Genomic DNA, 15,569 nt, shown 5'->3' with positions numbered 1-15,569 from the left:
GATTAGGTTAATTCAAAAATAGTTAACAATTCTTTAGATGTCAACCTATCTGATTAAGTTAATTTTCAATTTTTTGAACATTAAAAAAATTGAATTCACCATGTTATAAATTCACCTTAATATAGATAAAAACCATGACATTAATTAAACCTTAAAAATCAACCAGTTAACTTCAGCAACACATTACTTTGATTGAGTATTAGCGATACTTCTTATTTATAACCAAAGCAATTCACTGGATAGATATACATTAAAAAATTTCAATGTCGTAAAATTTATTTTGGACATTCAAAACGAATAATCAGGAAGAACATTCAGGACAATCTTTTCTTCTAGTGACATTTATAATTCTCCACTGCCCTGATAAAGCATCAAACAACTGTAACTTTGAAATTTGACTATCACCTATTTTAGTTAAAAACTTAAGCCCACTTAAAACTTGCATAGTTCCCAAGACACCCACTACTGGTGAAAACACCCCCGCATCAGAACAGGTAATTTCTTGCTGACCTGCATTTGGGTACAAACATCGATAACAAGCACTATGATCATTATTGGGATCCATTACAAAAAGCTGACCTTCAAACCCTAAAGCCGCCGCGCTGATTTGTGGTTTCTTGAGTTGAACGCATACTTTATTTATTAAGTATCGACTATCAAAATTATCGGTGCCCACAAAAACCAAATCGCAATATTGTATTGCTTGTTTTAGTTGTGCTTCATTTAATTTGTTATCAATATTCTCTACATGAATGTCATCATTTAAATCGAGCATGGATTGTTTAGCTGAAATAGATTTGTTGACACCAATTGATTCATTTTTATGAATTATTTGACGCTGTAAGTTACTTAATTCAACGTCATCAAAATCGTTGACAATAATATTTCCAACCCCGCTTGCTGCCAAATACAATAATAATGGACTGCCCAACCCACCTGCACCATAAACAAAAACCGTTGCGTTTTTTAAGCGCAATTGATGTGATTGGTCAAATTGAGGCAACAGTAAGTGTCTTGAATAACGCAACCATTGATCATCAGTTAATTCAGTTTTTATTTTCATACATTTTCCTTTATTACCAGCGGTGATAACCAAGTTGTTGGCGCAATAAAAATCATTCGCTGTATAGATTGAGTTTGTAAAGTCGATACAACAAAAGGCTGAGCATAATCATGATCCATGACTTTTTGAATAATTTGGGTCAACGATAGCAATGGATATTTTAGATAATCTGAATACATTTTTAAATTTAACCAATGGGGTTTAATTATGGATTGGACGTTATAAGCATTGTGATGTTGAACAAACCAAATTTTAAATTGATCTATGGTGAACCAAACATGCTTTTGACAATTAGGTTTATTAAAACTTGATTCAAAATCAGCATTATCAATAAATTGATGAAACAACCTACCTTGAAGAGCTGCAGCCGCACGAATAGGTTTATTTTGAATCAAGGGTTTGATAGTAGCTTGTGTGCACGCAAAATCTAATATCTTGGTTTGACGATCCATTAATTTGTGATATTTAATATCCAAACGGTCATTTTTTTTAGGACCCATCCACTTACTTAATGGCTCATTTGGATCAATTGGATTCACTTCTAAATAAAACTTAATCGCTACTTCAAGATGAACATAATGTTGAGTAAGTCTATCTAAATAAATAAAATCCATTTCACCCACAGTAGGATTCATTTTTCTTTGTTTATCATTTATTTGGATATTTTGTGCGATTAATTGAGTGCTTGGGTGATGGTTCAAATAAAATGCCCACAATGCTTCATAATAGGTGCCTAACATATGCGTGTTTTGAGTTTGCATAAATTGATCAAGATCGAATTTAGAAACAGAATCTAACCACGTTTGATTGGGTGTCAATAAATCATGTTTATTCTGTTTTAAGCATAATAAATCGTGATTTTGGGTCAACCATTGCAAGTCTGAATAAAAAACGGACAAAAAATTACCTTTTACCTACAGAAGTCACTATAATCGCGCGCCTGAAATACCTTACCTACCTATTCTGATAAATAAATTATGCACGCCTTTGTTTTTTCCATGTTACACAAATTCATCCCTTTTGTCTTAAAAGTGATCTTAACCTTTATTGCTTATAATTCTTTGGCTTATTTGTTAAAGGGCATTGTGGCTAATTGGCAACAATTTTTAATGGAAGTCCCATTAATTTTATTATCAACAGGCTGCTTTTATTTTGCACTTAACAAAAAAACGCATTTTCGTACATGGGTGGCCATGATTCCTTGGTTATTGTTTTATTCCATAGTGGATATTTATTACATTCTATTTAATCGAGTATTTAAGTTAGTAGAATTTCTTGAACTACCCGAAATGTACGATATTTTACCCACTTATTTCACTGTTTGCTCCTTATTATTATTTGGCTTTTTAACCTGGTTATTCTTAAAAAACCTCTTGTTAAAACGAACTGGGTTATTACTTGCTGGCTTTTCGCCTTTAGCATTAACGGCATTTTTTGCTTATTTTATTCCAGCGCAATATATCAATGTCATTCAATTTATATCTCCGTCAATCAACACACCTCAAGAATACGAACAAACAAGTGAAAACGGTCGCTGGGTGACATTATTATATTTTGAAGCAGTCCGAAGTCATGCGTTAAATTCACTTAGCCACCCTGAAAATTGGCAAGATGAAAGAAGTAATTTAAAAACAAACGAATTACTCATTGCAGAGCATAAAAATGTTCACATTATAGTTTTAGAATCGTTTCTAGATCCGACATTACTAAACAAATTACCAAACATACAAACCGCCATGCCTGATTTCTTTAAAAAAATAAATTCTAAAAAAGGCATGTCTATTTCACCCGTTTTTGGTAATCGAACACCACAGGCTGAATTTGAAATCTTATGCAATGTACCGGCTTTACAACAAACCAGCATTATTGAATTTAATGTTTTTACTGGGGCACCGACCAGTTGTTTACCTGCATGGCTCAAACAGGCTGGCTGGAAAACTGTCGCCACGCATGCATACAAACCTAGTTTTTTTAATCGCGAAAAGGCCTATCTGGGCTTACAATTCGATGAAATTTATTTTGCTAAAGAATACAAACCTGATGCCTCAAGTTATTTTGAAACACGCCTAGAAGATGACATTCAATTTATGTATGACGGGGATTTATTTGAACAAAATCGAGCATTTGTACAAGCTCACATTAATTCACCCAATAAGCAGCCTTTATTCAATTACATGCTTGGTGTATATGGCCATTGGCCGAACATTAGGGACAAACAGCGATTTCCAGATGTAATTGAATTGGATTTAAGCGAACATAATACTGAAATGCAAAACATAGTGAATGAGTATTATTATCGAATGGTGGCGCTTGAAACTCATATTCAACAATTACATATTATCGACCCAAACAGTTTAATATTAGTGATCAGCGACCACCTTCCCCCAATGAAAGGCATGAGTGATGTGTACGCTGAGCTTGATTATTTACCAAGCCATAACAACAATACATTTGTGAATATTTTTTACTTATTTAATGATTCAAACATAGTGGAAACACAGGATGTATTTCATCATTATCAAATGGCGGATTTAATTATTAGTCATTTAACCCAATCAAAATGCCTGAAACCAGAATGCCTACCAAAAAGAGATAAAACGAATTTGTCTGAGCATTATAAGCACGTCATTTCTTCTGCTTTACAATGAACCGTTTGTTTGATTAACAGCATGAATAGTAAGCGCTCTAATACTTTCACTCATGCTTATATTCAATTAAATGAAGCCCTCTTTTTCACTTGGAGCCTCAAAGAATTTAGTAACTTGCAAAAAAAACGGATTCATTATCAAACTTTGCTCGTTCAGGTTGATCAATTCGACGCTTTGCAATCTGTTTTAAACATTGCTCGTCACTTACATTTAGGTAAGTCAATTCAAGTTCACACTCAATGTCATCACATAATTGTTAAAACCAAGCACGTTGCTTCACAGTATTTGCAGGAAAATCCATAATGACATGAACCCCAATTCTTAATAAAGATTGGACATGGGATTTAACCTGCGGTTTGATCAATGCTGAATATTTCAAATATTCATCGAATGCGTGAATTTGATTAGGGTAAAACGATGACAACCAATAATCCTCACTAATGACGATTGCTTTTTTTGTGCTGCCAGCATTTTTGATGTCGTGGATTTTCCTGCGCCCACTTTTCCACAAAAAATAATCAATAGCCCAGTTTCATTCATGGGTTCACCTTAAGTTTTATTTAAGATTTTATGAATTCAATAGTTGAATAATATTCTTTAATTCGCTCATATGATTGATCACTTTTAAATGCATTTTAGAATGATGGACGCCATTTGGATCATATAAAACTGCGGTCATATTTGCATCAATTGCAGCGTTAACTCCTAATAAACTATCTTCAATAACCAAACAATTTTCAGGTTCAACATTCATTTTTTTCGCTGCATGTAAGAATATACCAGGCTCAGGTTTCCAGGAACCCACATCGTAAGAACTAAATATATTATTATTAAAAAATTGTGAAAGCCCTGTAATTGATAATGCCTTTTTAATTTTTTGCATTGGACCACTTGATGCCACACAGATGGGTATTTTAAGAGCATAAAGCAAGTCAACAACACCATCACATGCAGTTAATTGTTTTTCAAATAACTCTTCTACCAATAATCGATAGTCTGCAACAAAGTTTTCATTCAATTTAATATCATATTCGTGTTCAATTATTTTAAGGATCTTTGACAATTTACCGCCACGAAATTTATCCAAAAATAATTCGGCCGATGCATTCACCCCATAATTTTTCAACAAAATCACAAGCGCTAAATTACAAAGCAACTCACTATCAACCAATGTTCCGTCACAATCAAATATTATACAGTTAATCAAAGCAGACCTTATTCACTATTTATCAGTTCTCAATTCTCAATTCTCAATTCTCAATTCTCAATTCTCATTTAAGAATCGGTGTTTATCTTTATTTTTAGGCAAGACACAAACCTCATAACGACCAAATATTTTATAGCGATTTAAAGCAATGCGATCATACACCCAGTTTCTCAAAATTTTAGGAATAATTTTAAACACAACGAGTAGTGACCAAGGTAATTTTAAAACAGATGCAACTCTAAAAAATGCATCGCTTTTTTGATAGCATTGGCCATATTCAACATAGATCATCGTTTCAAATACATCGGATGAAAAACCATAATACTTTAATATCTCTTGTCCCGCTTTTGATTGCACACTGCAAAGCTTAACCTGTTGATTTTTATCAAACTTAATTATGAATTTACTCCAAAAATTACATAATCTACACACACCATCAAACAACAAAACTCGATCATTATTTTGTAAATTCTTAGGAACCTGCATTTTCCCTCTCTTTGTTTAATTTAATTTCAATAAAACATAAAACATAAAACATAAAACTTGATATTAAAATAAGTAATCAACTTTCATTATTACTTAAATTTAATGCCATTTTTTAGTCAATCTTACAAATTCATAGATTTCTTTATCGGTTAAATTTTGAGTTAATTGCTCAATAACGGGAATTTCAGCAAGTTGTATTTTTTTTAATTCTGCCAACCCTTTTCCACTTAACTGAAGAAATTGACTGCGCTTATCATCGGGATTTTCTGTTTTTTCGATCCAATCACTTTTGATTAAATCATTAATTAGCCTAGTGACCTGCGCTTTGTCGCGATAAAGAATATGCGCAATATTTGCAGCGGTACAAGGCTGATTAGCATTAATAATAAATAGAGTATTGATGTGCATCGAAGCCAATTCAGACCCTGTTTGAGCAAACGCTTCATGCAAATTACGCCTTAATAAATGCACCATTTTGAAAATGGCTTCTGGGATTGGCTGGTTGGCCATTTACACTTCCTCACAAAATATAGTTGATATTATCAATCAGTTTCCATATAGTTTCCAGAGTTAGTTGACTTCATCAACTAACACCAAAATAGATCGACCCGATTTTTTAAACCATTCACAAAGGCATAAATATGAGCAAACACACCGCGTTGAACTCAAATAAACCATCCCCGAGTAAATTACAAAAAACATTGGTCATTGCAAGCTTGATATTAACCTTTTCAGGCACGATCACAGCAATAATGACGTTTAGCAATACGGGGTTAACCTCACAATTCTTACCCAACTGGTTAAAAGCATTTGGATTGTCTGCTTTAATAATGGCTCCATGTGGCGCGCTATTTTCGTTTTTATTACATAAGTTAGTCACGAAAACCTTTAAAAGGACATCTTATCTCATTCAAAATTTAATTTTTGCTGTTTTTATGGCATTCATTATGGAATCAATCATGGCTGCAATGACCGCTGCTACTAATGTTGGTTTTAACAGCATAACTATCTTTACCTCTGCCTGGATCAACGGTGTACTCTGGGCGCTGCCACTTGGGTTAGTGTTATCCGTTTTAATGTCAACTACCATCAAACCTAAATTAGAGAAATATTTAGCAAGTTAAGGAGCGATAACTGCATGATTTTAGGTGTCTTTAATTGTTTGTTCTTCAATCGGTGACTCTTAAACTCTCTTGTGATTCATTGCTTTTTCTCCCCCATACCTCCGAATTAAAAATACTTGTAATCCGCCTCAAAATTGATTTTTATGAACCACCAGCAAACCTATATCAATTTATTTTGATATAGGTTTGCAATTCAAAGAAAACTCCCCTACAATCCGCAAAATCATAAAACTGCCTATTTAACAATATGACCGATGCACCCAAACCTACCTGTAACAATCTTGCTTTAGTGTTAAAAGCTATGGCAGATCCATTACGCATTCAGGTATTAAAAGTTTTGGGCGAAAGCAGTTTTGGCGTACTAGAATTAAGCCAAATTTTTACAATGAAACAATCGGGCATGAGCCATCATTTAAAAACTTTGGCCACGGCCAATTTAGTGACAACACAGCGTGAAGGTAATTCGATTTTTTACCGTCGAAGTTTAGAAGACGCATTTGATGTGCAGCAAACTATTTTTTCTGCCATTGATGACACGGTTTTTGATGAACAAGTGTTAACGAATTTAAACGTAATTGAAAATGAGCGAGAGCTAAATTCTCAAGCGTTTTTTGCCAAACACGCAACGCAATTTAAACAACAACAAGATTTAATTGCCCAATATGCATCGTACCAATCTCTTTGCGAAGAGATGATGTTGTCTTTAAATGCACCCCACGACCACGCCATTGAAATTGGCCCGGGTCAAGGTGAGTTTTTATTAGCGTTAGCCAAACAATATAAAAAGGTGTTAGCGTTGGATGTATCTAAGGCATTATTAGACATTGCGCAAAACACCTGTAAACAAGCTAATTTAAACAATATTGAATTTAAATTAGACGATTTACAAAATTTAAGTAAACCAAATGCGGATTTAATCGTATTAAATATGGTGCTGCATCATATCACTCGACCTCAAGCGTTTATTTTACAAGCGTCTCGTTTATTAAAACAAACGGGACACTTAATGATTACGGATCTATGTCAGCACGATCAGCAATGGGCAAAAGAAAGTTGCGCTGATCTGTGGCTTGGATTCTCACAATTACAATTAGAAAACTGGGCACAAAAAGCCCGACTTAATTTAACGAAAACAAGCTTTGTTGCCATGCGAAATGGTTTTCAAGTGCAGTGCTTACTTTTTTCAAAAACAAATATATAAATTTTTTCAAAACTTAAGAGAGTTCAAACTATGAGCGAATATCAATTATTTACTTCTGAATCAGTATCAGAAGGACACCCAGACAAAATGGCCGATCAAATCTCTGATGCTGTGGTTGACGCCATCATCAAAGACGATCCGCATTCACGTATTGCCGTTGAAACGTTAGTAAAAACAGGCATGGTTGTATTAGCAGGTGAAGTTCGTACGTCTACTTATGTTGACTTAGAAGACTTAGTTCGCGACGTAGTGACCAACATTGGTTACAACTCTTCAGACGTTGGATTTGACGGCGCAAGCTGTGCGGTATTAAACGCAATTGGTAAGCAATCATCTGACATCGCAATGGGCGTTGATGAAGCAAACGACAAAGATTTAGGCGCAGGCGACCAAGGTTTAATGTTTGGTTATGCATCAAACGAAACTGACGTGTTAATGCCAGCACCGATTACTTACGCCCATCGTTTAGTTGAAAAACAAGCGCAGCTTCGTAAAAACGGCACATTGCCTTGGTTACGTCCAGACGCTAAATCTCAAGTGACATTTCGCTATGGCGCTGACGGAAAACCCGTTGCCATTGATGCAGTTGTACTTTCAACACAACACAACCCAAACATTAAATTAGCCGATTTACGTGAAGCGGTTTTAGAAGAAATCATAAAACCTGTATTACCAGAAAAATGGCTACACGCTGATACATTATTTCACATCAACCCTACTGGCAACTTTGTAATTGGCGGTCCTGTAGGCGATTGCGGTTTAACCGGTCGTAAAATTATTGTGGACACTTACGGCGGAATGGCGCGTCACGGCGGCGGAGCGTTCTCGGGTAAAGATCCTTCAAAAGTGGATCGCTCAGCAGCATACGCAGGTCGTTATGTAGCAAAAAATATCGTAGCAGCAGGCTTAGCGGATCGTTGTGAAATTCAAGTGTCTTACGCAATTGGTGTTGCAGAGCCTACTTCAATTTCTGTTAATACATTTGGCACAGGCAAACTTCCTGATCACGAATTAGTTATATTAATACGTGAACATTTTGATTTACGCCCACATGGCATCATCGAAATGTTAGATTTGCGTCGCCCTATTTACCAAAAAACGGCAACTTACGGACACTTTGGCCGTACAGAAGAAAGCTTCACTTGGGAAAAAACAGACAAAGCTGACACATTAAAAAAAGCAGCTAAGCTTTAATTCATATTTCTAAAAAGGCGGACAGAACATCCGCCTTTTTTTACAAACTTAATTATTATTTACAGGAATAACACATGACTATTAACGCAAATGGGTTTACAGATTTTAAAGTAAGCGCAAAAACTCAAGAAGAATTTGATCAACTGGCTGCTTATGGCCGTAAAGAAATTGAAATCGCTGAATCAGAAATGCCTGCACTAATGGCATTACGCACACGTTATTTAAGCGAGCAACCATTAAAAGACGCAACCATTATGGGTTGTATCCACATGACAATTCAAACTGCGGTTTTAATCGAAACACTAGTTGCATTAGGTGCAAGTGTTCGTTGGTCTAGCTGTAACATCTTCTCTACTCAAGACCACGCAGCAGCAGCCATTGCAGCAGCGGGCATTCCTGTATTTGCATGGAAAGGCGAAACTGAAGAAGAATTTTTATGGTGTATCGAACAAACTGTAGAAAAAGAAGGCGTGGTTTGGGAGCCAAACTTAATTCTTGATGACGGCGGCGACTTAACAGAAATGGTGCATAACCGTTTCCCACAATTATTAAACGACATCCACGGTATTTCTGAAGAAACAACCACTGGTGTTCACCGTTTATTAGAAATGTTAGAAAAAGGCGAATTAAAAGTACCTGCAATCAACGTAAACGATGCGGTAACTAAGTCTAAAAATGACAATAAATATGGCTGTCGTCATTCTTTAAACGATGCAATCAAACGTGGTACTGACCATTTATTAGCAGGCAAAAAAGCACTAGTCATTGGTTACGGTGACGTGGGTAAAGGTTCTGCTCAATCATTAAACCAAGAAGGCATGATTGTTCGTGTATCTGAAATTGACCCAATCTGTGCAATGCAAGCATGCATGGACGGCTTTGAAGTGGTTTCTCCATACATCGACGGAATAAACACTGGCAAAATCGATTGCATCAACACTACACTTTTAGGTTCAACTGATTTGATCGTAACCACTACTGGTAACGCAAATGTATGTGACAGCAACATGTTACAAAGCATCAAATCAAAAGCAGTAGTATGTAACATCGGTCATTTTGATAACGAAATCGACACAGCGTTTTTACGTAAAAACTACAAGTGGGACGAAGTAAAACCACAGGTTCACAAAGTCATTCGTAACGAAGCAGAAAATGATTATTTGATTTTATTATCAGAAGGTCGTTTAGTGAACCTAGGTAATGCAACGGGACACCCATCACGTATTATGGATGGTTCATTTGCTAACCAAGTATTGGCTCAAATGTATCTTTTCGAGGCAAAATTTGCAGATTTACCAGAAGCAGAAAAATCACAAAACCTTTATCTAAAAGTATTACCGAAAAAATTAGATGAAGAAGTAGCAGCAGAAATGGTGAAAGGCTTTGCTGGTGTGTTAACTAAGTTAACGAAAACTCAAGCAGAATACATTAACGTACCGGTGGACGGCCCTTTCAAGCCAGAAAGCTACAAGTACTAATTGGAACGATTATATTTTCTAATTTCTTCGTTTTAAAATGATCACTTAACTCTTTTTTAAGAAATGGGTAAGCTCACATTTTATGCCTCGAACTTAAAAAATATACTCTATTCCAAATGGAATTCTTTATATAAAGGATTCCAAAAACTTAGCGGTTTCAGCCGCTAAGTTTTATCTTCTGCTTAACTCAATTTAAAAACTTATCATTTTCTGTTTAACGATGATTAAACAGCACTCTATTTTTTCGCCTCGAAAATGATAAATAAATGTGAAAGTGAATAAAATGAACAAAGTAAACCAATTCAGTTTTGAGTTTTTTCCCGCAAAAACTGACGCAGGACACACAAAACTTCAAGGCGTACATGCCGAGCTAAGTAAATTAAATCCTGACTTTTTTAGTGTGACATACGGCGCAGGCGGCACCACGCAAGAACGTACTATTAACACGGTTTTGGATTTTCACAAAAAAGGCATTGCCACTGCCCCGCATTTAACATGCATCGGCAACAGCAAAAAAGACTTAACTAAGTTGTTAGATTTATACAAAGACAACGGCATCAACCGAATCGTCACCCTACGCGGAGACCTACCAGAAGGCATGGACTCAACCGCAGGCGAATTTGATTACGCAAGTGACTTAGTAACCTTCATAAAAGAAAACTACAACGACCAGTTTCACCTAGAAGTCGCAGCCTATCCTGAAATGCACCCACAGGCAGACAACTACAACCAAGACATCAACAACTTTGTGACAAAAGTAAAAGCGGGCGCAGACAGTGCCATCACGCAATACTTTTTTAATGCCGATGCGTATTTTAATTTTAGAGACAAAGTACACGCACAAGGCGTAGAGATTGATATCATTCCCGGAATCATGCCAATCACAAACTTTAAAAATCTAGCTAGATTCTCAAAGTCATGTGGTGCGGATATTCCAATATGGATGTCTAAGCAGTTTGAGGCTTATGAAAATGATGCGGATAGTGCTCAAAAGTTGGGTGTTGAGATTGTTACTCGGTTGAGTGAGACACTTATTAAAGGTGGCGCGCCTGGGTTGCATTTTTATTCTATGAACTCGGTTGAGCCTAACTTACAGATTTGTAAGAATTTGGGGATTAGTGTTTAGTTGCTTGTTGTTGATAATTTTTCCTTATAGAAAAAACCGAATTAATTGTTGTTTAATTCGGTTTTTATTGATAATAAATTTCTATCCATTAAATTCAACTTTCAATTTACTCGCAAGCCTCCATTGATTACAAACATCCACGATTGTGGCTGTTGTTTTTCATCCTGTATTTCTAGATATTTTTTCGGATAAACTGGATAGGCTCATACCTCGAAGTAAACGACTAAAGTATTTACTTGAAAATCATAAATTTAAACAATTTAATTTAGAGAGGCGATTGCAAGAAGAAATAGTTTCATAAATTTGATTGCTAAAAAAATCCCGCATCAAGGTGCGGGATCGTTGAGTGGAAATTTATTCCAATTCACTTATATTCATAGATGTTGCAGAACGATTTCTTTAAGTTCTTGCAAAGCAAGATAATCTGAATTAATTCGAATTACTTTTTCCTTAAGTATAACAAATAAGAACACACCTTTATCACCAGAAATATAATATGAAATAAAATCATTATTTTTCCATTGACCAAATTCATTATTTGATAAAAACACTTTCTTAAAAGCGCCCATTTCCTCTGCATTACAATTTGAATTTACAGCTTCTGTAAAAACATCATGATAAAATTCTTGTAACTCACATTGGTAATCAATGCCTGAAGGTTTAGACTCATTGGTAAACCCAATGTATTGCTTACTAAGTTCATCTCCATACTTTAAAACCAATAAATCATTCCCTCCTTGAATCAATCCAATTAACATATGATTGCTTGGAACACTGAAATTCATCCCCAAGTAGTGAACATCCACTCTTGATTCGGAATTTTGATTAAGGAATAGATTTGCACAAATTGCTGAAATTAAAATTAATGCAAAAATTAAAACATAAAGGAGCTTTTTCATAATTACAACCCTGATAGCGCCATTCGAAGCTCTGTCCCATACAAAGCTGCCACTTGATTTTTACACGAATTATAAACAGAAGGATCTCCATCTAACACTCTTTTACCAGCTTTAGCGACTTGTTTAACAACCCATTTTGTAGAAGGGATTCCTGATGCAGGTCTAGGAACAAGATCCATAGAATCCGAACAAATTCCTGCTTCTTTTAATGCCTTATATACTACTAGAGCTACATTATCATTTATCGCAGAGGAAGTAGTCATTCCATTTCCCCAAAAAAAATTAATAACTGCTAATATGTTTTCTCTTTCATTAATACCCATTTAATAAATCCATAAATTAAAAATTGAGTATTAATAGTACCGATCACTTTAACAAATATCAATCATCAGATACTAAAAGATAGACAGGTAAATATATTTTATTTCAAAATTTTTATAAACTTTTTTGTATGAAGTGCCAGGAAAATCAGAAAAAAGTGAACTACCCGCCCCAAGGGTTTCGCTAAGGCGAAATTTGCTTCGCAAAGAGAGGTATCAGAATAACCATCGGCCAAATATAGAAAAAAGGCTTAGGTTTTATTCAAAAAATATAAGCTGATTAGAATCATGTAAATCAGAAATGACACCCACTTTTGTACATTGGTACATCCAGAAAATAGGCTCAAGAAAAGAAAACTCAGAAGTGACACCCACTTTTAGGTATAATTATTTAAACGGACCAGAAGTGACACCCACTTTTGTACATTATTCTTATACAGAGTTTCGTCAATATTTTTATCAATATTGTATTGAAGTGAATTAAGTATTTTCCCTTTTTTAAAAAACATGTATATCAGTCCAGATTTATTTTAAATTTTATCAGTACCCTATAATGAGCACCACTTACGCACAAGGAATCGATCGATTACTACACAGTACCTTAGCAAATATCTGTCAACTAGACACTCACTAAATACAAGCTATATATAACATCTAGAAGTGACACCCATTTTTGAGGGATAATTATTTAAATAAACTCACATTACCACCTGAATCATAATTAAATAAAATATACTTTTGATCTTTACCAATTAACAAAATTTCACCTTGCTCAACAATTACACCTAATGAATTAATAAAAAATGGCATTTTTGTTTTCAATTCAAACCTTTGATTAATATCATCCTTCAAATAACCTTCAGCCTTAAAAGAAAGCTTACTTTTACCACTATGCACATATTCAACTTCAAGTTTCGTCAATACAATGGCCTGTGAACCAAACTCGCGTCCTATACTAATGTTTTTAGCATTTAAATCTAAAACATCTCTAATTGCATTCATACCATTTTCATATTCATTACTTTCATAAATTTCAATTAGACCCAGCCCTTTAAAATATATGGAACCTAAATTCCCAGCTATTGAATTTATTAAACATCGATTCCATTGAAAGCTACCTAAATATTCGTTATTTTCGGATACAACTATTTCAAATGTTTTATTTGAACGTGTTTCTGAAACATTATCTGTACAACGAAATTTTATTAATTTACTGTACTTACTTTCATCCTTTGCAATGTATATATCTTTTAAACTGAGATTCAACCCTACTATTCCGCTACTTATAGATGCAATCAATTTCGTATTTTCATCTGACAAAACCAGAGTATTTTCTCTTTGAGGCACAAGCTCTTGCTTAGTGATTAATTGCTGACAACCTAATAGCAACATACAATTTAGTATCATTATTATTTTCATATTTACCTTTTTATAATTCCGATTTACATTTCCACCAACCTTAATCTTACATATTTTGTAAAACCAATCAGGTCAATATTAGCCTCTTATAGAATTAAACATCAATGTAACCCATAAATAACACCTACTTTTGCTAATAATTACATCTAAAATAACGCTTTTGACTAACTCTCATCACTTAGTATCAAATACCCGTCTTTTTCAAGTTTAAATCAAACCCAGAAGTGACATCCACTTTAGCAAACCCAGAAGTGATAATCATATAGAAAAGCCCCTAAGTAGCTTCGTTATAATAAGTGTGCAAATACATTAATTTAACGAAAAACAAAGGGGCTTAACATGCAACTATATGGTGGAATCGACTTGCATTCAAATAATTGTGTTATCAATATCATCGACGAACACGAAACCGTGATCTTTAAGAAGAAGATTAAAAATAATATCGACTTAATGATTTCAACTTTACAACCTTATTCAGATGGCCTAGTCGGACTTGTCGTTGAATCCACTTATAACTGGTACTGGCTTGTTGATGGATTAATGAATGCAGGCTTTAAAATGCACCTGGCGAACACAACCGCTATCCAGCAATATTCTGGTTTGAAATATGCCGATGATGATAGTGATGCTAATTGGCTTGCTCGAATGTTAAAACTTGATATTTTACCTACTGGTTATATCTACCCAAAACAACAACGAATGCAACGTGATTTACTTAGAAAACGAATGCAACTTGTTCAAGAAAACACAAAACATTTACTATCTATACAAGGTTTATATGAGCGACATATTAATCTTAGAATGACAAATAATGAAATCAAAAAATTAAAATCCGATAAAGTAGAATTAGACTTTGAAGACACCAATACACAACTGGCTGTCATCAGTAATTTAAGTATTCTTCAATGCTTAACACAACAGATAAAATTGATTGAAAATAAGTTAAAAACTCAACTCAAGCTGGACGATCGATATGTCAGAATAACCAGCATTAACGGGATAGGATTAATATTGGGTTTAACAATCACACTTGAGACGGTTGATATTTCTAGATTTAATAAAGTGGGTCAATATGCGTCATACTGCAGATTAGTTTCAGGTGCCAGATACAGTAACGGAAAGAAAAAAGCGAAAACCAATACAAAAAATGGCAACAAATATCTCTGCTGGGCATTTATTGAAGCCGCCAATTTTGCAATAAGATTTAATGACACAGTCAAAAGATTCTATCAAAGAAAATTAGCAAAAACGAATGCCGTCATTGCTAGAAAGGCAGTCGCGCATAAATTAGCAAGAGCGTGTTATTACATACCTGAATCCGTAACTTAAATTGCATGATTCACAGATTAATCTCTTAATATAAGTATTTTTTTTGTTAAAATACCCCGCATTAAAACTCACCCA

At 34.6% G+C, this 15,569-nt stretch carries 17 protein-coding genes; 9 read left to right on the top strand and 8 right to left on the bottom strand.

What is annotated here, in order from left to right; translation table 11 throughout:
• Positions 1-301: 301 nt before the first annotated feature.
• Positions 302-1,063 carry a HesA/MoeB/ThiF family protein gene (locus TYM08_RS07340; RefSeq protein WP_422382321.1) on the bottom strand — a complete coding sequence of 254 codons (762 nt, stop codon included), beginning with the start codon at positions 1,061-1,063 and terminating at the stop codon, positions 302-304.
• A complete protein-coding gene (locus TYM08_RS07335) occupies positions 1,060-1,962 on the bottom strand; it encodes a DUF1853 family protein (RefSeq protein ID WP_422382320.1) in 903 nt (300 codons plus the stop codon). Before TYM08_RS07335 ends, TYM08_RS07340 begins: the two co-directional genes overlap by 4 nt.
• Positions 1,963-2,061: 99 nt before the next feature.
• Between TYM08_RS07335 and TYM08_RS07330 the strand changes: the two genes are divergently transcribed.
• Both TYM08_RS07330 and TYM08_RS07325 read left to right on the top strand, forming a co-directional pair.
• Positions 2,062-3,711: a sulfatase-like hydrolase/transferase gene (locus tag TYM08_RS07330; protein ID WP_422382319.1), complete on the top strand. Its 1,650-nt coding sequence runs from the start codon at positions 2,062-2,064 to the stop codon at positions 3,709-3,711.
• A 21-nt stretch (positions 3,712-3,732) separates the two neighbouring features.
• Positions 3,733-4,014: a hypothetical protein gene (locus tag TYM08_RS07325; RefSeq protein WP_422382318.1), complete on the top strand. Its 282-nt coding sequence runs from the start codon at positions 3,733-3,735 to the stop codon at positions 4,012-4,014.
• A gap of 265 nt (positions 4,015-4,279) precedes the next feature.
• On the opposite strand, the gene TYM08_RS07320 is transcribed toward TYM08_RS07325, so the two are convergent.
• The 3 genes from TYM08_RS07320 to TYM08_RS07310 all read right to left on the bottom strand — a co-directional run bounded on the left by TYM08_RS07320 (position 4,280) and on the right by TYM08_RS07310 (position 5,914).
• Entirely contained in the window at positions 4,280-4,918 is a 639-nt protein-coding gene (locus tag TYM08_RS07320) for an HAD family hydrolase (protein WP_422382317.1), read from the bottom strand.
• Positions 4,919-4,975: 57 nt separating this feature from the next.
• A complete protein-coding gene (locus TYM08_RS07315) occupies positions 4,976-5,404 on the bottom strand; it encodes a thiol-disulfide oxidoreductase DCC family protein (RefSeq protein ID WP_422382316.1) in 429 nt (142 codons plus the stop codon).
• A gap of 99 nt (positions 5,405-5,503) precedes the next feature.
• Positions 5,504-5,914 (bottom strand): MarR family winged helix-turn-helix transcriptional regulator, encoded by a 411-nt coding sequence (locus tag TYM08_RS07310; RefSeq protein WP_422382315.1) that lies wholly within the window; start codon positions 5,912-5,914, stop codon positions 5,504-5,506.
• A 131-nt stretch (positions 5,915-6,045) separates the two neighbouring features.
• On the opposite strand from TYM08_RS07310, the gene TYM08_RS07305 reads away from it, so the two are divergent.
• The 5 genes from TYM08_RS07305 to metF all read left to right on the top strand — a co-directional run bounded on the left by TYM08_RS07305 (position 6,046) and on the right by metF (position 11,527).
• Positions 6,046-6,528: a DUF2798 domain-containing protein gene (locus TYM08_RS07305; protein WP_422382314.1), complete on the top strand. Its 483-nt coding sequence runs from the start codon at positions 6,046-6,048 to the stop codon at positions 6,526-6,528.
• A 247-nt stretch (positions 6,529-6,775) separates the two neighbouring features.
• Positions 6,776-7,729: an ArsR/SmtB family transcription factor gene (locus TYM08_RS07300; RefSeq protein WP_422382313.1), complete on the top strand. Its 954-nt coding sequence runs from the start codon at positions 6,776-6,778 to the stop codon at positions 7,727-7,729.
• A gap of 30 nt (positions 7,730-7,759) precedes the next feature.
• Positions 7,760-8,923: a methionine adenosyltransferase gene (gene metK / locus TYM08_RS07295; RefSeq protein ID WP_422382312.1), complete on the top strand. Its 1,164-nt coding sequence runs from the start codon at positions 7,760-7,762 to the stop codon at positions 8,921-8,923.
• Between the two features lie 74 nt (positions 8,924-8,997).
• On the top strand, positions 8,998-10,401 hold the full coding sequence (gene ahcY / locus TYM08_RS07290; protein ID WP_422382311.1) for an adenosylhomocysteinase: 1,404 nt from the start codon (positions 8,998-9,000) through the stop codon (positions 10,399-10,401).
• Between the two features lie 283 nt (positions 10,402-10,684).
• Complete coding sequence (metF, locus tag TYM08_RS07285; RefSeq protein WP_422382310.1) at positions 10,685-11,527, top strand: methylenetetrahydrofolate reductase [NAD(P)H]; 843 nt, start codon at positions 10,685-10,687, stop codon at positions 11,525-11,527.
• Between the two features lie 374 nt (positions 11,528-11,901).
• Here the strand turns inward: metF and TYM08_RS07280 are convergent, their stop codons facing one another.
• Both TYM08_RS07280 and TYM08_RS07275 read right to left on the bottom strand, forming a co-directional pair.
• Positions 11,902-12,426 carry a hypothetical protein gene (locus tag TYM08_RS07280; RefSeq protein ID WP_422382309.1) on the bottom strand — a complete coding sequence of 175 codons (525 nt, stop codon included), beginning with the start codon at positions 12,424-12,426 and terminating at the stop codon, positions 11,902-11,904.
• Positions 12,427-12,428: 2 nt separating this feature from the next.
• Complete coding sequence (locus TYM08_RS07275; RefSeq protein ID WP_422382308.1) at positions 12,429-12,749, bottom strand: hypothetical protein; 321 nt, start codon at positions 12,747-12,749, stop codon at positions 12,429-12,431.
• 298 nt (positions 12,750-13,047) lie between these two features.
• On the opposite strand from TYM08_RS07275, the gene TYM08_RS07270 reads away from it, so the two are divergent.
• Positions 13,048-13,230 carry a hypothetical protein gene (locus tag TYM08_RS07270; protein WP_422382307.1) on the top strand — a complete coding sequence of 61 codons (183 nt, stop codon included), beginning with the start codon at positions 13,048-13,050 and terminating at the stop codon, positions 13,228-13,230.
• 200 nt (positions 13,231-13,430) lie between these two features.
• Here TYM08_RS07270 and TYM08_RS07265 read toward each other — a convergent pair whose 3' ends face one another.
• Positions 13,431-14,165, bottom strand: a complete 735-nt coding sequence (locus tag TYM08_RS07265) for a hypothetical protein (protein WP_422382306.1) — start codon at positions 14,163-14,165, stop codon at positions 13,431-13,433.
• A 339-nt stretch (positions 14,166-14,504) separates the two neighbouring features.
• Here TYM08_RS07265 and TYM08_RS07260 point away from each other — a divergent pair, with 339 nt between their 5' ends.
• On the top strand, positions 14,505-15,494 hold the full coding sequence (locus TYM08_RS07260) for an IS110 family transposase (protein WP_422382305.1): 990 nt from the start codon (positions 14,505-14,507) through the stop codon (positions 15,492-15,494).
• Positions 15,495-15,569 lie beyond the last annotated feature (75 nt).

Origin of the sequence: Marinicellulosiphila megalodicopiae, from assembly GCF_045862395.1 — a bacterium.
Taxonomy (GTDB): Bacteria; Pseudomonadota; Gammaproteobacteria; order Pseudomonadales; family Natronospirillaceae; genus Marinicellulosiphila; species Marinicellulosiphila megalodicopiae.
Note: the sequence above shows the minus strand (reverse complement) of the source record. Positions and strands in the feature narration are given on the sequence as shown.